The organism is Actinocrinis sp. (assembly GCF_035938995.1).
Taxonomy (GTDB): domain Bacteria; phylum Actinomycetota; class Actinomycetes; order Streptomycetales; family Catenulisporaceae; genus DASZGI01.
In genome coordinates this window covers 1-18435 of sequence record NZ_DASZGI010000168.1, presented here as the reverse complement: position 1 = coordinate 18435, position 18435 = coordinate 1, and the positions used below count along the sequence as shown (strand labels likewise).

Below are 18435 nucleotides of genomic sequence, written 5' to 3'. Positions count from 1 at the left end.
AGCGAGGTCAGCAGATTGGTGAGCATCGTGCGGTCGTCGGCGAGCGTCGAGAGCGCCGCGGGGAACTGGTTGACGGCGTCGCTGATGACAGTGTGCTGATCGTTGAGCGTCGCGGAGAGTTTGTTGATGCCGTCCAGGGCCTGGATGATGTCGTCGCGCTGCTGATTCAGCCCGCCGACGAACGTAGTGAGCTGGGAGAGGAAATCACGCAGGTTCTGTTCCCGGCCGCCCAGCGCGTTGTTCAGCTCCACGGTGATGGTGTGCAGTTGCGCCACGCCGCCGCCGTTGAGCAGCGCGGAGAGGGCTGAGAGGACTTCTTCGACCTCGGGGTTCGTGCCGGTGCGGGACAGCGGGATGACCGAGCCGTCGCGGAGAGTCCCGCTGGCCGGCGCGTCGGTGGGGGCTGACAGCGCGACGTACTTCTCGCCGAGCAGGCTCGTCTGCTTGATGTCCGCGACGGCGTTCTCCGGTAGGTGTACGTCATCTTCGATGCGCACGTGCACGGCGGCGTGCCAGCCCTCGAGGTCGATGCTCTCGACCGCGCCGACGGTGACGTCGTTGACTTTCACCGCCGACTCCGGGACGAGGTCGAGGACGTCCGCGAAATCGACGGTGACGTGGTAGACGTTGCCGCCCTGGGCTGGAGCGCCGGGGAGCGGCAGGCTCGCGAGGCCGCCGAATTGGCAACCGCTGAGGGACAGCGCGATTGTCGCGGCGGCGGCGAGGAACTTCAGGGCGGATGGCATCCGGCGGAGGCTCACAGGACGCCTCCGAGGATTCCGCCGAGCGTCTTGTCCACGGTGCCGGATTGGCTCACGGCGCCGGTGACAGGGTTCGCAGACGGCAGCGGCGGCAGCGCGCTGAACAGTTGCTGGAGGCCGGTGCAGTCGACGGTCGGGCCGACGGAGTCGAGCAGGGAGCAGAGGAACAGCGCGGGGTCCTGCAACTGCTGGGCGTTGATGCGGCTGTCCAGCGTTCCGGCGGTCGGGTTGTAGGCGTCGGCGAGGTTGCTCAGGGTGTCCGGGGCGACGTTGAGGAACTCGGCCAGCGCGGCCTGCTCCTTGACCAGGACGCCGGTCACGTTTTTGAGGCCGCCGACATCCGAGGTGAGCTCGGTCTTGTTGTCCTGGACGAAGGAGGAGACGTCGCCGAGGGCTGAGGCGAGGTTCTTCAACGCGGCGGCCAGGTCCTGACGTTCCGCGGCCAGTTGCGCGGACACGTCGGCCAGATTCGACTCGAAGTCGCGCACCTGCGCGTCGTCGGCGGCGAGCGCGGCGGTGAAGTTCTGCAGGTTGTCCACCGTGCCGAACAGGTCTTGCCGGTTGTCGGAAAGCGTGGTGGCGGCCTGGGAGAGATCCTGAACCGTCTGGTGCAGAGTCGAGCCCTCGCCGTTCAGGTTGGCGGCGGTCACCCCGAGCAGCTGGGAGAGCGCGCCGTTCGAGTTCGCACCCTGCGGCCCCAGCGCGACCGCCAGGGTATTGAGACTACTGAGGGTGGTGTCGAGCTCGACCGGGACGGCGGTGCGGTTGATCGGGATCACCGCGCCGGATTTCATCGCGGGGCCGCTCTCGTAGACCGGCAGCAACTGTACGTAGCGGTCGCTGACCACTGATGAGCTGATGATCGCCGCCTGCGCGTTGGCCGGGACCTTGTAGCCCGCGTCGTACTGGAGGCCGACCCGGACCTGGTCGCCCTGCGGCGTGACGCTGGTGACCGTTCCGACCCGGACTCCCAGGATCTCGACGTCAGAGCCCGGATATACGCCCACGGTGCGGGTGAAGTACGCGGTGACGTTCACCACGGCGGGCGAAGGCCAGAAGACGTACAGCAGTCCGCCGGTCAGGGCCAGTGCCAGGACGGCGGCGAGGATGATGCGGCGCTTGGTCACCGTCACTGTGCACCTCCTGTGCGTACCGAGGGCGGGAGCGTCAGCGCCAGGTTCTGGATGTAGGTGTCGAACCAGCGTCCGTTGCCGAGGTTGTTCGCGAAGACCGTCACGAACGGGGCCAGGTTCTTCACGATCTGGTCGAGGTTGCTCTGGTTGGCCTGGAGCACGGCGAGCACGGCGTGCAGATGGTCCAGGGCGGGGCCGATCTTCGCCTTGTCGTCGGCGACCAGGCCGGAGAGCTGGAGTGCGAGGGCCGAGGTGTTCACCAGCAGCTCGTGGATCACCTCGCGGCGCGCCTCGATCTCCTGGAGCAGCAGGTTGCCGTCGTCGATCAGGGTGGTCAGCTGCTCCGAGCGGTCGGAGAGCACCGCGCTGACGCTGTCCGCGTGGACCAGCAGCTGGCCGAGGGCGGCGTCGCGCGACGAAATGGTCTGCGACAGCCGGGAGAGTCCGTCGAGGGAGGCCTTGACGTCGGCCGGCGAGTTCTGGAAGTCGGACGAGATCGTGTTCAGCGCGGTGGCCAGCTGGGTCGTGTCGATCTGCTGGACGTTCGTGGTCAGATCGCTGAACGCCTGCACCACGTCGTACGCGGAGACGGTGCGGCTGATCGGGATCTCCGTCCCGGCGTTGAGCTGTCCGGGTCCGCTCGGCTCGAGTGAGAGGTATTTCTGGCCGAGGACCGTCTTGATCCGGATGGACGCGCCGGTGTCCACGCCGAACTGCGGACTGCTGGTGATCTCGAAGGTGACCCGCACGTGGTCGCCTTCGAGTCCGACGCCGGTGACCTTGCCGACCGAGACCCCCGCGATGCGCACCTCGTCGCCCGGTTTGAGGCCGCCGGCCTCGCTGAAGGCCGCCGCGTAGGTGGTGCCGCCGCCGATGAACGGCAGCTGGTCCACGTTGAATGCGGCCCACAGCAGCGCGGCGACCAGCGTCAGGGCGATCACGCCGAGGACGACCGGATTGCGGTCCCGGAACGGGGTCATCCGCCGCACCTCGCCTGGGCCGCGTGGAAGTCCGGGGTGACGGTCTGCCCGGTGACCGGCAGCACGATCTTGCCGTCGAAGTCGCAGAGGAAGAAGTTGAACCAGGATCCGTAGTCGGCGACGGAGGTGACCGCGGCGAGCTTTCCGGGCAGCTCGTTCAGGACGTTGTTGACGGTCTTGCTGTTGCTCTGCAGGGTTCCGGCGAGCGTGGACAGCCCGGAGATATCGGAGGACAGCGCCGGGCGGCTCTGGTCGAGCAGGCCCGAGGTCGCGGCTGCCAGGGCATTGATGTTGCCGAGGGACGAGCCGATCGCGTCGCGGTCCGAGGACAGGCCGGAGACCAGCCGCTGGAGCTGGTCGAGCAGTTCGCCGAACCGGTCATCGTGCTGGTCGAGCGCGGTCAGCACGCCGTTGAGGTTGTCGATGACGGACCCGATCAGCTGGTCGCGGTCGGCGAGCGCGGAGGTGAGCGAGGCGGTGTCGGCGAGCAGGCCGTCGATGGTGCCGCCCTCGCCCTGAAGGGTCTGGATGAGCTCCATGGCGAGCTGGTTCACGTCGTTCGGGCTCAGCGCGGCGAACAGCGGCTTGAAGCCCTGGAACAGGACGGTCAGGTCGAGCGCGGGCTCGGTCTGCGAGAGCGGGATCTCGCCGCCGGGTGCCAGCCGGGTCTCGTCGCCGGCGCCGTCGACCAAGGCCAGGTACCGCTCGCCGACCAGGTCGCGCCAGCGGATCTCGGCGTGGGTGCTGGTGTAGAGCGTGCGGTCGGGCGAGACGGTGAAGGTGAGCTCGGCCTCGGTGCGGTTCTTGATCGCGATGCCGGTGACGGTGCCGACCTTCACTCCGGCGATGCGCACGTCGTCGCCGGTCACCACGCCGGTCACGTCGGTGAACACCGCGCGGTAGCTGTTGGTCGAGGAGAACGAGATGTTGCCGATGGTCGCCGCGAGCACCATCGTGGCCAGCACGGTGACCGTCGCGAAGATCCCGAATTTGACCAGGGGGCCGACGACGGCGCGGGAGGGCGAGGCGGTCATGACACGCTCACCGCCGTTCCGCGGGCCAGCGGACCGAACAGCAGCGTGGCCACCGGGGGCACCTGATCGGCCGGGACGCCCATGACGGGGGCCAGGATCGCGTCCACGACCTGCTGCTCGGGCCTGGTCCCGGCCAGGTCGGTGCTGCTCGGCAGGATGGCGCCCAGGAGGCCCTGGCCGTTGCCTGAGGTGCCGTCGTCCAGCTTGACGGGGGGAGCCGGGATGGCCGGGTCGGGCAGACCGCGGCAGTTCGGTCCGGAATGGTCCGCGTACTGGGGCTCCTCGCCGGGGTGGTACGGCGCCCTCGGCACCACGACCTCCAGGGTGATGTGCAGCTCCCCGCCGGCGAAGACCTGCTGGAGGCGCGGCTCCTGCCGGGCGAGGCCGTTCAGCAGGCAGGGGTACTCGGGCGAGTAGCGGTCGAGCAGGGCGATCGTCGGCGCGGAGACCTGGGCCAGGGTGATGATCCGCTGCCCGTCGTCGTTCAGGACGCCTGTCGCGGTGTTCGCGAAGGACTGGGTCCCGGTCAGGAACGCGACCAGCTGATCGGCTTTGGCCACGATGGTCTGGCTGGTGACGGTGAAGTTCTTGAGCACCGAGAGCAGATCGGGGGCGGCGGCGTTGAACACCTGCGTGGTCTGCGCCAGGTCGCGCAGGTCGGCCTGGACGGTGGGCAGCAATGGGTTGAGTTTCGAGACGTATTGGTCGACGCGGACGAGGTTCGCGCCGAGCTCGTTGCCGCGGCCCTCCAGTGCGTCGGCGAACGCGGCGAGGGTCGCGTTGAGCTTGCCCGGCTGGATCGTGCGCAGCAGCGGCAGCAGGTCGCCGAGCACCCGCTGGACCTCGATGCCGGCCGCGGAATGGTCCTGCGGGATGACGTCGCCGGCTTGGATCGCGCGTGCGGGCGGCCCCGGCGGGACCACCAGGTCCACGTACGTGTCACCGAACAGCGTCGTGGGCAGCAGCTGCGCGTTGACGTTGGCCGGGATGAAGCTGACGTCGTCCGGGTTGAGGGCGAGGTCGACCGTGGCCACGGTGCCGTTGGAGCTGAGCCCCCGCACCTGCCCGACGATCAGGCCGCGCAGCTTGACGTCGGCGGACGGTTGGAGCTGGTCGCCGACCGAGTCGGCCTTCAGCTCGACCTGCACGACGGGGGTGAAGGCGTGCTGGTAGATCGCGATGGTCAGGCCCGCGAGCAGGGCGAGGATGATGATGAAGGCGATGCCGTAGAGGCGCAGCGCGATCGGACGCTCGGATGCGGGAACAGTGGCGGGCATCGGCGGGTCACCCGGTGATGCGGACGGTCGTGGTGGATCCCCAGATCGCCAGGCTGAGGAAGAAGTCGATGATGTTCACCGCGACGATCGCGGTGCGCACCGCGCGGCCGACCGCGATACCAACGCCGGCCGGGCCGCCCTTGGCGTGGTAGCCGTAGTAGCAGTGCACGAGGATGACCACGATCGCGAAGATGATCGCCTTGCCGAAGGACCACAGCACGTCGTCGGGCGGTAGGTACTGGTGGAAGTAGTGGTCGTAGGTGCCGGTCGACTGACCGTAGTAGGACGTCGTGATGAAGCGCGCCGCGACGTAGGACGACAGCAGGCCGACCACGTACAGCGGGATGACCGCGATGAACCCGGCGATCATGCGGGTGGTGACCAGGAAGGGCAGCGACGGCACGCCCATCACCTCGAGCGCGTCGACCTCCTCGTTGATCCGCATGGCGCCGAGCTGGGCGGTGAATCCGCAGCCGACGGTGGCGGAGAGGGCGAGCGCGGAGACGAGCGGAGCGACCTCGCGGGTGTTGAAGTAGGCGGCGAGGAAGGCTGCGAAGTTCGACGTTCCCAACTGGTTGAGCGCCGCGTAGCCCTGCAGGCCCACCTCGGTGCCGGTGAAGAACGTCAGCACCCCGATGACGCCGACGGTGCCGCCGATGACGGCGAGCGCGCCGGTGCCGAGGCTGACCTCGGCCAGCAGCCGCAGCACCTCGCCGCGGTACCTGCGCAGCGTGCGCCCGGCCCAGCTTAGCGATCTGGCGTAGAAGTGCAGCTGGCGGCCGAGCTCGTCCAGGGCGCCCAGCGGGGCGCGCACGGCGGCGTTGCGGGAGAGGCGGTCGGTAAGCGCCATCACGACCCCTTCGCCGGGACGATCTGGAAGTAGACGGCGGTCATCACGAAGTTGGTGAAGAACAGCAGCAGGAAGGTGATCACCACGCAGTGGTTGACCGCCTCGCCGACGCCCTTCGGCCCGCCTGAGGCGTTCAGGCCCTTATAGCAGGCGACGATCGCGGCAATGGCCCCGAACACCAGGGCTTTGATCTCGGCCGCGTAGAGGTCGGGCAGCTGCGCCAGGGCGGTGAACGAGGCCAGGTAGGCGCCGGGGGTGCCGTGCTGTACGACCACGTTGAAGAAGTAGCCCCCGGCCACGCCGACGACCGAGACCAACCCGTTGAGCAGGACGGAGACGAGCATCGCGGCCAGCACCCGGGGCACCACCAGCCGGTGCACCGGGTCGATGCCGAGCACTTCCATCGCGTCGATCTCTTCGCGGATCTTGCGGGCGCCGAGGTCCGCGCAGATCGCCGAGCCGCCGGCCCCGGCGATCAGCAGCGCGGTGACCAGCGGCGAGGCCTCGCGCAGCACCGCGAGCACGGAGGCGCCGCCGGTGAACGACTGCGCGCCGAGCTGGTCGGCCAGGTTCCCGAACTGCAGCGCGACCACGGCACCGAAGGGGATGGAGACCAGGGCGGTCGGCAGGATGGTGACGCTGGCGATGAACCAGGCCTGCTGGATGAACTCGCGCCACTGCACCGGCCGCTTGGGCAGGACGCGCACGACGTCGAGGGCGAGCGCGAACATCTTGCCGGACTCGCGCAGCGGGGTGACCGGGGAGTACGTCATAGGTCCCGCCCCACGAATCGCGACGCTCCCCCGGACCCGGACCCCGACGAGCCGGCGGCCGATCCGGGCTCTGCCGAAGACCCCGTCGGGGCCCACGGCCCGGCCCCGGCGCGCTCGGCGATGGCCTGCCACCGCGGCGAGAGCGGCACGCCGGGCCCCGGCAGCAGCCGCGAGGTCGCCGCCGACGCCGGCCCGGACGTGTCCGGGGGCGCGTGCCGCCCCTCCCCGAGCTCGGCGAGTTCCTGCTCGACCAGCGCGGCGTCCTTCTCCTCCGCCATGCCGATCGGACCCTGCATCCGGCCGCCCAGGAACTGGCGCACCACCGGCTCCGTGCTGGCGAACAGCTCCTCGCGCGGGCCGAACATCACCAGTTCGCGGCGGAAGAGCAGGCCGATGTTGTCCGGCACGACCCGCGCGGAGGCGATGTCGTGCGTCACGATCAGGAAGGTCGCGTCGATCTGCGCGTTAAGGTCGACGATCAGCTGGTTGAGATAGGCGACGCGGACCGGGTCGAGCCCGGAGTCCGGCTCGTCGAACAGGATGATCTGCGGGTCGAGGACCAGCGCGCGGGCCAGCCCGGCCCGCTTGCGCATGCCGCCGGAGATCTGGCCCGGCAGCTTGTCCTCCGCGCCGAGCAGGCCGACCATCTCCATCTTCTCCATGACGGTCCGGCGGATCTCGCCCTCGCCGCGCTTGGTGTGCTCGCGCAGCGGGAACGCGATGTTGTCGTACAGGTTCATCGAGCCGAACAGCGCGCCGTCCTGGAACAGCACCCCGAACAGCTTGCGCACCTCGTACAGTTCGTGGCCGCGCAGCTGTGCCACGTCGCGGCCCTCGATCCAGACCGAGCCGCGGTCCGGCCGCAGCAGCCCGACCAAGGTCTTGAGGAAGACCGACTTGCCGGTGCCCGAAGGGCCGAGCATCACCGAGATCTCACTGGCGGGCAGCGTCAACGAGACGTCCCGCCAGACCGTCTGGCTGCCGAACGATTTGGTCAGGCCCTCGACCCGGATCTCGACTCCCACGCGGCAGACCCTCCGCATCAATGTCTGAACGCGCGCGCCGGAGCGTCGTCAGCGCGCACAGGCTGGTGAGACTAGGCGGGTCGCCGGATCGGGGCCAGTCGAAACTGTCGCTCGAAAGAGTGAAAGCGGGCCGATTGTTACCCGAACGTAGCTAACGCAGGCAACAGCAACCACACATAACACGACAATCAGATAGGTCGTACATGAGTTCGTGGTCGTCCCTGTGACCTGGCTGTGCGCTCACTGGGGATTCGCGAGGAAAAACCCGTTGACGTTGCCCTGGGTAAAGGCCGGGTCTAGCGTCGAGGCATGAGCTCCGAGACCTCTTCCGCACCGGCTCAAGGGCCGCGAGCGCAGACGATGGCGCTACAGGGTGTCGTCAACTTCATCACGCGGGGGATGCTGAGCACGCCGGGCATCTCCAAGGGCATCGGCAAGTACCTGATCACGCTGCACGTAGTAGGCCGCAAGTCGGGTCGGCACTACACGATTCCGGTCGCTTACACCCGCCAGGAGGGCGTGCTCCTGATCGGCACGCCGTTCGGCTGGGGAAAGAACCTGCACACCGGCGAGCCGCTGGAAGTGACGTACAAGGGCAAGCGGCGCACCGCGGACGTCGAGGCATTCACGGACGAGGTCGGCGTCGTCGCGATCTACGACGTCATGTGCCGGGACAACAAGAACTTCGCCAACTTCAACAAGGTCCGGTTGGACAAGGACGGCACGCCGAATCCGGACGACCTGCGGGCGACCTGGCAGGCGGGTGCTCGGGCGTTCAAGCTCACGCTCCAGTAGCGGCCGCCGCGCCGGAATCGACCGGGGCCCCTCGCCAGGACGGATGGCGAGGGGCCTTTTCGTCGGGTACCGCTCCTCGAGCCGGGCGGCGGCCTGTGCGACTTCCGCGTCCGGCACTGCTGTCTTGTACGCGGTTGCCGGTTGTGCGTGACTTGGAGGGACACGCCGATCGACCGACAAGAGGTGCTCCGGATGGGAATGATCAGCGCGGTGGGCTTGGTGCTCCATCCCGAGCGCACCCCGGCGCTCACCGTGGAGGCCGTCGTGACATGGAGCCGGGCCCGGGGAGCGAAGGTGCTGGGCCTCGAGTCCGAGGTGACGCGGATCGGCTGCGAGGCCATGCCGGTCCAGGCCGAGGAGATGACCGCCTCCGCCGACCTGCTGGTCAGCCTGGGCGGTGACGGCACCATGCTGCGCGCGATGCGGCTCTCGGTGGGAAGCCGCGCACCGGTGCTCGGGGTCAACGTGGGACGGCTGGGGTTCCTCGCCGAGATCGACGTGCCCGACCTGCACGCCGCGCTCGACGCCATCGACCAGCACCGCTACACCGTGGAGGCCCGCTCCGGCGTCCAGGTCCGCTTCGGCGATCAGGAGGAGACGGCGCTCAACGACATCGTCCTCATCCGCTCCCCCGGGCACAGCACGGCGTCGGTCGGGGTGATGGTCGAGCAGCAGCCGTTCGTGCGGTACACGGCCGACGCCGTAGTCATCGCCACCCCGACCGGCTCCACCGCATACAGCTTCTCGGCGGGCGGACCGATCGTCTCCCCGAACGCCGAGGGCCTGCTCGTCACGCCGGTCGCGCCGCATTCGGCGTTCAACCGGTCGATCTTCCTCTCCAGCGCGGAAAGACTGTCGCTGGAGATCCTTCCGCGCAGCGGCGAACTCGGGGTCGAGGCCGACGGCCGCCTGGTAGGCCGCGTCCGGCCCGGTGACACGGTCGAGGTGACGATGCTGCCGGCGGCGGCGCGCGTGGTGCGGCTCGGCCAGACGACCTTCTACCAGCGCGCACAGCGCAAGCTCCGGCTGACCGGCTCGGCGGAGCCCACCTGACCGGACCGGTTACGAGAATCGCCGCAACGCGTCGGCCCCACAAGGGCGCGGGCGGCCCGCTCCTATCCCCCGGAGCGGGCCGCCCAACGCATTCGGTTGGTCGGTGGTGCAGCGGTCAGTCGTGGATGAGGTCGAACTCCTCCCACGGACCGATCGCCGTCCGATTCGCGATCAGCGGAGACGAACCCGCATTGTCCGCCGTCACGATGTCGCCATTGGCATGCGCGCGCAGGCTGATACTGCCGTCCGGATTGTTGATCAGATCGAACTCCTCCCACGTTCCGATCGCCGTCCGATTCGCGATCAGCGGAGACGAACCCGCGTTGTCCGCCGTCACGATGTCGCCGTTGGCGTGGGCGCGGAAGCTGACCACGGAGCTGGAGTTGGCCGACCCGGTCGTCGCGAGGGCGAAGACGTGGATCGCCGCGGTGCCGGCCGCCAGCGCTCCACCGGATGGCAGGGTCACTGAGGCGAGCGTCTTGCCTGAGGTGAGCGCCACTGTCTCGGCGAAGATGTCGCCGGTGTGGCTGAAGGTGGTGTTGTTCGCGCGGTTCTGATAGGTGGAGTTGACGGCCACTGTCCCGCCGGACGGCGCCGTGGTCGACCACCAGTCCGGGACGTTGAGCGTGTAGGACTGGGTGCTGCCGTCGGTGTAAGTCAGCGTGCCGCTACCTGTGGCGGGACCGTAGCTGGCCGAGACCAGGAACCCGAGGGTGCCGGTGCCGGACTGGGTGATCTTCTGGCCCTGCGCGACGGTGTTGTCGTTGGTGCTCCCCGCCACGTTGGGGAACGTGAATGTCACGCCGTCGGTGTTGATCGACGCGCCCGGGCCGGCGCCGGCGTTGGTCACCGCGGTCTCCGAGAAGCTCGCGCCTCCGCCGTCGTAGTTGCCGGGGTTGGTGTTGTTGTCCGCGGTGATGCCGATGTCGTTGAACGAGGCGGCCAGGTTCGGGTAGCTGGTGGAGACGCTGTTGCCGGGCAGGCCGATCTGCACCTTCCCGCCGAGGGTCTTGTAGCTGGTCGCCTGCGTGCCGGTGACCTGCGCGAAGGGCAGCGAGGTGGTCGGATTCGAGGGCTGCTCGACCAGGTACGAGGTGCCGGCGCTCATCGACAGGCTGAACGTGGACGCGGTGGTCGGCGAGACGACCACCGCCCCGGTCGAACCGTTGACGACCTGAGCCTGCTGGCCCGGCCACGGGTTCTTCACCGTGATGGTGCTGCTCGAGCCGGCCTGGATCGCTGCGGTGGCGAGGGTGCCGCCTTCGACCTGGACGTCCACCTTCGTGCCGCCCTGCACGTATACGGTGCCTGAGACGTCCCAGCCGGACGGCCAGGCCGGGGCGAAGCGCAGCGTGCCGTCGTACTGGGTGGCGAGGGCCTCGTCGAGCGCGGTGGCGACGGTGGACTGCTGCTCGATGTACGAGTTGGTGCCGACGCTGCCGTTGAAGAGGTTCGCCAGACCGCTGATGTACGCCTGGTAGTTCTCGGTGACGGTGGTCAGGTCCGAGGCGACCTGGCTGCCCATGTCGAGCCGGGCGGCCTGGACCGCGTCGAAGTTCCAGTCCGGGTTGGTGACGTTCGGCCGGGTGTTGTAGGTGCGGTCGGCCAGGGCGGTGAGGTTGTCGCCGTTCACCACGGTGTTGTCGCCGATCACGCCGTACGGCCAGACCGCTTCCAGGCCGATGTTCTCGCCGTTGTGCGTGGCCGCGCTCGGCTGGTACGACATGCCGATCGCGTCAGCGCCCTGAGCGTCGATGCCCGCCGCCGCGGGCGCCGAGGTCGGCTGCGAGTTGAGCAGCTGGGTCAGGTTCGACTGGTTGACGCGCGGCAACGGCTCGATCTGGTTCAGCGCGGTGCGCAGCTGCGAGACCAGCCCGGAGTCGGTGTTCAGCAGGGTCGCCGCGTTGACCGTGGCGGTGAAGAGGGCCTGGTCGGCGACCAGGTCGTCGGTCGGGTCCTGCACGGCCCACTGCGTTTCGTGCGCGTTGGCCACCGCGTGCAGGAAGCCGTCGGAGCCCACGCTTTGGTAGTTGAGCAGGAAGGTCGAGGTCTGCTGCAGGATCGGGTAGTACTTCTGCAGGAAGCTGATGTTGCCGGTGTCGTGGTACTGCTGCCAGATCCACAGCGCGATCTCGGCTCCGCTGACGACGTTCAGCGCGTTGTAGCTCGGGCTGGAGGCGGTGGCGCAGGAGGCGTTGCCGTTGTTGCCGCCGCCGTTGTAGTAGCCGTTGCCGTTGAACCGCATAGTCTCCGGGATGCACGCGCCCGGCTTGCCGCCCATCTGCGCGTTCGTCCACGACTCGACGTTCGACAGATCGTTGAGGTACATGTCGAAGATCGGCGTGTTCAGGTTGAAGTTGCCCGAGCTGAGGTTCGCGGCGATCTGTCCGCGCAGGTTCCACAGCCAGTATCCGGCCGGGTACCAGTCGATGTGGTCCTGGTTCCAGTTGAACATGTCCGCCGCACCGGCCTGGCTGCCCGGCAGGGCGCCGGACTTCATGCTCGCGGCCTCGTCATAGAGGTACAGCGTGCGCAGGTTCTCCATGTACTGCGCCGTGCCGTCGGAGGAGTTCGCCTCGATCAGACCGCTGGCGGCCCAGTAGTTGTTCCACCACGAGGACTGCGTCGACAGCAGCGAGGACGTGCTCGCGGTCGTGTCGCCGCCGATCAGGTTCGACGCGGTGGACGTGGGATCGCCGCCGGTCCACTGCGGCGAGGCGACGACCACCCGGAACGAGCCGTCGCTGTTCGGGTTGAAGGCGACCTGCACCTGCGTGGAGTTGACCACGGACGCTGACACGCTCTGCCCGCCCGCGGTGATCGCGGCCATCGCGCCGAAGGTCTGGTTGGAGAATCCGGTCTGCGAGTTGTCCACCCAGGTCTGCGCGAAGCTGGCGATGGCGCCGGACGCCGCGGTCGACGGGGAGCGGCCGCTCCACAGGTTCAACGTCGCGGTCTCCCGCGTGCCCGGGTTGGCGCCGGTCACGTTGACGACCAGCTCATCCTTGCCGGCCGGGACCCACGCCTGAAGCGTCATGCCGCCGCCGGATTCGTTGAGCACCCCGTTGTAAAGGTCCAGATAGCCGCTGAAGTTCGAGGCCGAAGTCATCGCGGACAGGCCGGGGATGTCGATCTGCCCCGGGGAGAGCCGGTACGGCATGGTGTCGCTGCGGTTGAGCTGCGCGGTGAAGCCGTTGGCCGCCCACGCGGCCACGCCCAGCGAACCGTTGCCCAGCGGCAGCGACTGGCTGTCCGTCGTGTTCGGGCTGCCGAGCACGATGTCGGAGCGGGAGACCACGCCGCCGGTGTTCTCCGAGAACGACCCGCTCTGCCAGGCGGTGGTCACGGTCGCGGCGGCGGCCGGGTGGGCGAGGCCGATGACCGCGAAGGCGAGGGGCGGGGCGAGCGAGAAGGCGGCGGCCGCGGCCAAAAAGCGCCGCGGCACGGAGCGAACGGACATGGGTTCTCCTGACGCCATCGTTTCGTCGTGTTAATTCGATGGTGCGCCGACACATCGGACGTGTTCTAGCGCACTCACCCGGCTCCGTCTAGACATCCGTGCTGCTCCGGCACAAACTCCGAAGATCGACTTCCATTCGTAGGATCTCTCTTCAGAGAGATCGCGCAGGCCACTTGTCTTTGCAAAGAGAAGTTCAAAATTTCCTCGTTGTGAATGAAATATTGCGCAGCCGCGGGCCTCTCTGTACCGTGACCCTGGCTCCGGCGCGGGCCGACCGACGCCTGCCGGACCCCACCCGGCCGTCGCGACCCCACCCCCGGTCACGCCGCGCGGCGCTCCGCGGCGTTGAGGGCTCTCGTGGACAGCGGGCCCCTGACACCGGCCGCCGATCCGACCTGCCCGGCGGCCCTCCCGATCGATCCCTATGAGGAGCATCCGATGCGCAGCCTGCGCAAAGGCCCGAACTCCCGCCCCCGCCTTAGGCGCCGAACGCTCGTGGTCGCCGCCGCGGCGATTTCCGGCCTGGTCTGGGCCTCTTACAGCTACACGGCGACCGCCGCGCCGCCGAACCACACGGCCGCGGCCGCCGCGGGCAACGCAGGCGCGACGACGCCGTTCACCAGCTACGAGGCGGAAGCGGGAACGCTCGGCGGCGGCGCCTCCGTCGTGTCGCTGACCTCCCCGCCGACGACTCAGTACTCGAGCGCCGCCCTCGAAGCATCAGGCCACTCATACGTCCACCTCGCGGGCACCGGCCAGTCGGTGCAGTGGACGAACAACACCAGCCAGCCGATCTCGTTCGTCAACCTGCGCTACAGCATGCCTGATACGCCGGGCGGCGGAGGCACGGCTTCGACGCTCGACCTTTACGTCAACGGCACGTTCCGCCAGGCGCTCAACGTCAACTCGCTGCAGACCTGGCTCTACGAGGGCAACAACAACTACAACGGCAACGACCAGAACCCGGCCGACGGAGACCCGCGCGTCTTCTGGGACGAGGCGCACGCCTTCGTCACCGGCACACCGATCGCCCCGGGCAGCACGTTCTCGATCGTGAAGGACGCGGCGAACAACCAGTCGTACTACGACGTCGACGTCATCGACGTGGAGAATCCGCCGGCGCCGATCGCCCAGCCGGCGAATTCGATCTCGATCACGAGCTGCGGCGCGGTCGCGGACGACAACCCGACGAACGGCGCCGGCGATCCCAACGCGGCCGACAGCACCGGCGCGATCCAGAACTGCATCAACCAGGCGCAGTCCCAGGGCAAGATCCTCTGGATCCCGCAGGGCACGTTCTACCTGGAGGGCACCGCGGGCCTGAACGCCAACGGCATCACGATCGCGGGCGCCGGCATGTGGTACAGCGAGATCTACCGCGACGTGCCGCTGCCCAACAACGTCGGCCTCGGCGCGGTCTTCGGCGTCACCTCGTGCCACGTCGAGAACTTCCACATCGACTCCGACGCCACCAGCCGGGCCACCGTGGACGGCGACGGCGGCGCGATGGACACCACCGGCACCAACTGGACCGCCGACAGCATGTGGATCCAGCACACCGAATCAGGCTTCTGGGCCTCGGGCACCGGCGGCACCGTGCGCAACAGCCGACTCGGCCCGCTCTGGGCGGACGGGATCAACCTGAACAACGTCTCGCTCGGCAACAGCGTCGGCAACAACCTGACCGCGACCGACAACTTCGTGCGCGGCACCGGCGACGACGCGATGGCCATCAACTCGGTCAACTACAACACCTTCAACGGCGTGAACACCTACTACACACCGATGTCGAACATCACGTTGACCAACAACACCCTGATCGCGCCGTGGGGCGGCAAGGGCATCGGGATCTACGGTGGCGGCGGCCACCAGGTAGAGAACAACTACATCAGCGACACGGCCCGCTACATCGGGCTGGGCGTCGGCCGCTTCGGCGTCAACGGAAACGACCTGACCTCGGCGACCGTGTCAGGCAACGTGGTCGTCCGGTCCGGCGGCAACGCCTACAACCAGGGCCAGCCCGCGCTTCAGATCGGCAACGGCGGCGACGGCCAGAACGTCGGCGTCGTCAACGACGCAACTGTCAGCGGCAACACCATCGCCAATTCCCTGTATGACGCGGTCGGCTTCTCCACATCCACGAACACGCAACTGCAGAACAACACGATCAACTCGCCGTGGCGCAACGGGATCGTGATCTCGCCGCCCTTCTACCCGGCGCCTTCGGGTTCTGCGACGATCACCGGCAACTCCGTCACCGGCCTCGCCTCCGGAATGCAGCCGTACATCAACAACTCAGGTGGCTTCACGGCGTCAGTCAGCAACAACAGCTGGCAGGGCGGCACGACACCCGAGGGTCCTTACGGCGGCACGCCGGCGGCGATACCGGGCACCGTGCAAGCAGAGAACTACGACACCGGCGGCCAGGGCGTGGCGTACAACGTCTCCTCAGTCAACGGGACCGGCAACAGCTATCGCACCGACGGCGTCGATCTCGAGACTACGACGGACACCGGCGGTGGCTACGACCTCGGCTGGACGAGCGGCGGCCAGTGGTTCCGCTACACGGTGAACGTGGCGTCGGCGGGCACATACACGGTGAGCCTCCGACTCGCCGCACCCTCCGCGGTAACCGGAGCACTGCACCTGGCCGACGCGTCCGGTACGAATCTGAGCGGCGCGGTGAACATCCCGGCCACCGGCGGCTGGCAGAACTGGACGACAGTCACGGCCACCGTCAGCCTTCCGGCCGGCCAGCAGGTGCTCACGCTCGACCAGGACACCGGCGGTTGGAACATCAACTACCTGTCGTTCGCGGCGAACAGCAGTGGCGGCGGCATCAACTCGTCGGCCTGGTACGAAGTCGTCAACCAGAACAGCGGCTCGTGCGTGAACGACGCCAACTCCAGTACCGCCAACGGCACCGCGGTCCAGCAGTGGGCCTGCGGCGACGCGCTCAACCAGCAGTGGCAGTTCGTGTCGCTGGGCGGCGGCTACTACGAGGTGCTGAACCGCAACGCGGCCGCGGAAAACGAGGCCTGGGACGTGACCGGCGGACCGTCGGCCACGGCGCCGGGCACGAAGGTGCAGACCTGGTCGTACGGCGGCGGCACGAACCAGCAGTGGCAGGCGGTCGCCGGGAGCAACGGCTACTACACCTTCGTGGCGCGCAACAGCGGCCTTTGCCTGGACACGCCGGGTTCCTCGACGGCCAGTGGCGTTCAACTGCAGGTTTATACCTGCAACGGCACTGGAGCCCAGGGCTTCCGGCTGGTCCAGCAGTCCTGAGCTGCGCACGAGCGATCTGGCCCCGCCGCGGTGCGGGGCCAGATCCGTGTTCCGGGCGTACGGTGGGCGCAGCGGCGGTGGAGAAGGAGGCTGGCGGGATGACCGATCCGCAGGCGGTCAGGATCGTGGTCGGCAGTGATGAGGCGACGCCAGCGACCGAAGCCGCTGTCGAGCATCTGCGCGCCCGGGGCACCGACGCCGTGCCAGTGGGACCGCTCGCCGGACAGCCAGCCGACTGGGTGCAAGTGGCGCGGGAGGTCGGCCAGGCGGTCGCCGAGGGCAAGGCCGACGCAGGAGTGCTGTTCTGCTACACCGGCACGGGCGCCTCGATGGCGGTGAACAAGGTGCCCGGCGTGCGTGGCGCACTGTGCGTGGACGCCGAGACCGCCCGGGGCGCGCGCCGCTGGAACGACGCCAACGTTCTCGTGCTGAGCTACCGGCTGGCGACCGAGACGCTGGTGCGGGAGATCATCGACGCGTTCTTCGACACTCCGGCGGACCCGGCCGAAGCCGACACGATCGCGCAGCTCGCCGACCTGGAGCGGGAGTAGCCCGGCAGTAGCCCGGCATAGCGTCCCGCTGACCAGGTCCTGAATGCGGCACCGCCGCGGCGCAGAGGCAGCAACCCCGCGCCGCGGCGGCTCAATCCGTGGTCAGCAGACGCGCGTCAACTCCGAAGAGCCATCAGCCGCGCTCAAGCTCCGTCAACGTCGAAGAGCTGTCAGCCGGAGGTGACGCAGCCACCCGCGTTGTTGCTCCACAGCGGCTGAACGGCGTAGCTGCCGGTCGACAGGTTGATCGCGGTGAGCCCCTGCCAGGCGCACAGGTCGCCGATCTCCTCGCCGCTGGCGTCAACCCAGCCGCTGGCCGGCTCGGGGTCGGTGATCGCCTCGGCGTACTCGTGGCCGCCGACGATGCTGAAGCCGTCGAGCTGGTTCTGCACCGAGTTCGCGCCGCAGCCGGAGCCCGCGTCGAGCACGTACGGCATGTTGGTGTAGGCCGTCGTGCCGTTCCAGTCGTGCCAGGCGCAGAAGCCTGAGTTCGGGAAGCCGTCCGGGCTGGTGCCGCTCGGGCTGACCACGAACACGTCGGCGTCCGGGCCGGAGACGCCGAAGTGCTGCGCGCCGGCCTGAGCCTCGGCGGCTATGTCGGACTGCTGCGCGTTGGCCGGGGCCGGGCCGCTGTCGTCGACCCAGGTGCCGCCGAGCACGGAGCCGTTGAACGCCGGGGCGCCGTTGTTGTCCGGGTACTGCGTCGTGATGGTGGACCAGGAGTCACCGGACTGGCCGAGGCCGCCGAAGAAGCCCTGCATGTACTGCTCGACGCCGTTGCTGTCGCTGTCCCACTGGTTGCCCCAGAAGACCAGGTAGACGGTCGGGTTGTGCTCCACCGGGCCGCCGTTGTAGATCAGCCCGCCGCTCTGCTGCGGGCGGGCGTGGGCGGCCTTGGCCTTGGCGCCGGACTGGGCGACGACGCCGAACCGGCCGTGGGTCTCGACCTTGACGAGGTGGCCGTGGCTGTAGACGTAGTGGACCGTGCCACCGTCCGAGGACTGTGCGGACGGGGTGGCAGCGGCGGTCGCGGCCGCGGTGCCGGCGTAGGCGGCACCGAAACCGACCAGTGCGACGGTGCAGGCGGCGGCCACGATCCGGCGCGATCGTGCGGCACGCCTGGCGGCGCGGGGGTCTCCCGAGCCTCCGTTTTCGAACATGAAGTGCTCTCCTAGCGAGTGGATCCGCGCGGCAGGACTGCCGACGCGTTGTGGGTAGGCGCCGACGCTTGTGGGTGGTGGGTAAAGCGCGTCGGCGCGGTTGTCGCAGGATGCAGCCATGGATCGGAACCGGCGCCGAAGCGTCGGATCGCGATGAGTCGTGTGCCGGCCCGAACGGCATGCAACCCACACGAATTGGACCGCTATCCCGGCTGAATGTCCGCCAAAAGGCAGTAAAAGATCTCCCAAACAACGCAATTCGACATCATGTGCGAACAATTTCCGTCATCGCGCG

Annotated in this window: 14 protein-coding genes; 4 read left to right on the top strand and 10 right to left on the bottom strand. The window is 68.5% G+C overall.

What is annotated here, in order from left to right; translation table 11 throughout:
- The 8 genes from VGZ32_RS12350 to VGZ32_RS12315 form a co-directional block, all read right to left on the bottom strand.
- The coding region (locus VGZ32_RS12350; protein WP_326886105.1) for an MCE family protein at positions 1-746 on the bottom strand (746 nt) is incomplete at its 3' end.
- A gap of 11 nt (positions 747-757) precedes the next feature.
- Entirely contained in the window at positions 758-1894 is a 1137-nt protein-coding gene (locus VGZ32_RS12345; protein WP_326886104.1) for an MCE family protein, read from the bottom strand.
- The gene (locus VGZ32_RS12340; protein WP_326886103.1) at positions 1891-2874 is read right to left on the bottom strand and encodes an MCE family protein; all 984 of its coding nucleotides are present in this window, start codon (positions 2872-2874) and stop codon (positions 1891-1893) included. Before VGZ32_RS12340 ends, VGZ32_RS12345 begins: the two co-directional genes overlap by 4 nt.
- Positions 2871-3908, bottom strand: a complete 1038-nt coding sequence (locus VGZ32_RS12335) for an MlaD family protein (protein WP_326886102.1) — start codon at positions 3906-3908, stop codon at positions 2871-2873. Before VGZ32_RS12335 ends, VGZ32_RS12340 begins: the two co-directional genes overlap by 4 nt.
- On the bottom strand, positions 3905-5185 hold the full coding sequence (locus VGZ32_RS12330) for an MCE family protein (RefSeq protein WP_326886101.1): 1281 nt from the start codon (positions 5183-5185) through the stop codon (positions 3905-3907). Before VGZ32_RS12330 ends, VGZ32_RS12335 begins: the two co-directional genes overlap by 4 nt.
- Positions 5186-5192: 7 nt before the next feature.
- The gene (locus VGZ32_RS12325; RefSeq protein ID WP_326886100.1) at positions 5193-6035 is read right to left on the bottom strand and encodes an ABC transporter permease; all 843 of its coding nucleotides are present in this window, start codon (positions 6033-6035) and stop codon (positions 5193-5195) included.
- Positions 6035-6808 carry an ABC transporter permease gene (locus tag VGZ32_RS12320; protein ID WP_326886099.1) on the bottom strand — a complete coding sequence of 258 codons (774 nt, stop codon included), beginning with the start codon at positions 6806-6808 and terminating at the stop codon, positions 6035-6037. Before VGZ32_RS12320 ends, VGZ32_RS12325 begins: the two co-directional genes overlap by 1 nt.
- Positions 6805-7833: an ABC transporter ATP-binding protein gene (locus VGZ32_RS12315; RefSeq protein WP_326886098.1), complete on the bottom strand. Its 1029-nt coding sequence runs from the start codon at positions 7831-7833 to the stop codon at positions 6805-6807. Before VGZ32_RS12315 ends, VGZ32_RS12320 begins: the two co-directional genes overlap by 4 nt.
- Before the next feature lie 309 nt (positions 7834-8142).
- Here VGZ32_RS12315 and VGZ32_RS12310 point away from each other — a divergent pair, with 309 nt between their 5' ends.
- Both VGZ32_RS12310 and VGZ32_RS12305 read left to right on the top strand, forming a co-directional pair.
- Positions 8143-8628: a hypothetical protein gene (locus VGZ32_RS12310; protein ID WP_326886097.1), complete on the top strand. Its 486-nt coding sequence runs from the start codon at positions 8143-8145 to the stop codon at positions 8626-8628.
- A 192-nt stretch (positions 8629-8820) separates the two neighbouring features.
- The gene (locus tag VGZ32_RS12305; protein ID WP_326886096.1) at positions 8821-9681 is read left to right on the top strand and encodes an NAD(+)/NADH kinase; all 861 of its coding nucleotides are present in this window, start codon (positions 8821-8823) and stop codon (positions 9679-9681) included.
- Positions 9682-9796: 115 nt separating this feature from the next.
- Here VGZ32_RS12305 and VGZ32_RS12300 read toward each other — a convergent pair whose 3' ends face one another.
- A complete protein-coding gene (locus VGZ32_RS12300; protein ID WP_326886095.1) occupies positions 9797-13141 on the bottom strand; it encodes a glycosyl hydrolase family 95 catalytic domain-containing protein in 3345 nt (1114 codons plus the stop codon).
- A gap of 357 nt (positions 13142-13498) precedes the next feature.
- On the opposite strand from VGZ32_RS12300, the gene VGZ32_RS12295 reads away from it, so the two are divergent.
- Positions 13499-16429: an RICIN domain-containing protein gene (locus VGZ32_RS12295; RefSeq protein ID WP_326886094.1), complete on the top strand. Its 2931-nt coding sequence runs from the start codon at positions 13499-13501 to the stop codon at positions 16427-16429.
- Positions 16430-16527: 98 nt separating this feature from the next.
- Positions 16528-16980 carry an RpiB/LacA/LacB family sugar-phosphate isomerase gene (locus VGZ32_RS12290; protein WP_326886093.1) on the top strand — a complete coding sequence of 151 codons (453 nt, stop codon included), beginning with the start codon at positions 16528-16530 and terminating at the stop codon, positions 16978-16980.
- Between the two features lie 170 nt (positions 16981-17150).
- Here VGZ32_RS12290 and VGZ32_RS12285 read toward each other — a convergent pair whose 3' ends face one another.
- Positions 17151-18140, bottom strand: coding sequence for a hypothetical protein (locus VGZ32_RS12285; RefSeq protein ID WP_326886092.1), 990 nt, complete (start codon positions 18138-18140; stop codon positions 17151-17153).
- Positions 18141-18435: the final 295 nt, after the last annotated feature.

What these genes read in the sequence shown, in the direction of transcription:
- VGZ32_RS12290 (WP_326886093.1), top strand. Translation starts at nt 16,528, where the DNA reads ATGACCGATCCGCAGGCGGTCAGGATCGTGGTCGGCAGTGATGAGGCG.
- VGZ32_RS12310 (WP_326886097.1), top strand. Translation starts at nt 8,143, where the DNA reads ATGAGCTCCGAGACCTCTTCCGCACCGGCTCAAGGGCCGCGAGCGCAG.
- VGZ32_RS12325 (WP_326886100.1), bottom strand. Translation starts at nt 6,035, where the DNA reads ATGGCGCTTACCGACCGCCTCTCCCGCAACGCCGCCGTGCGCGCCCCG.
- VGZ32_RS12340 (WP_326886103.1), bottom strand. Translation starts at nt 2,874, where the DNA reads ATGACCCCGTTCCGGGACCGCAATCCGGTCGTCCTCGGCGTGATCGCC.
- VGZ32_RS12300 (WP_326886095.1), bottom strand. Translation starts at nt 13,141, where the DNA reads ATGTCCGTTCGCTCCGTGCCGCGGCGCTTTTTGGCCGCGGCCGCCGCC.
- VGZ32_RS12285 (WP_326886092.1), bottom strand. Translation starts at nt 18,140, where the DNA reads ATGTTCGAAAACGGAGGCTCGGGAGACCCCCGCGCCGCCAGGCGTGCC.
- VGZ32_RS12305 (WP_326886096.1), top strand. Translation starts at nt 8,821, where the DNA reads ATGGGAATGATCAGCGCGGTGGGCTTGGTGCTCCATCCCGAGCGCACC.
- VGZ32_RS12335 (WP_326886102.1), bottom strand. Translation starts at nt 3,908, where the DNA reads ATGACCGCCTCGCCCTCCCGCGCCGTCGTCGGCCCCCTGGTCAAATTC.
- VGZ32_RS12330 (WP_326886101.1), bottom strand. Translation starts at nt 5,185, where the DNA reads ATGCCCGCCACTGTTCCCGCATCCGAGCGTCCGATCGCGCTGCGCCTC.
- VGZ32_RS12320 (WP_326886099.1), bottom strand. Translation starts at nt 6,808, where the DNA reads ATGACGTACTCCCCGGTCACCCCGCTGCGCGAGTCCGGCAAGATGTTC.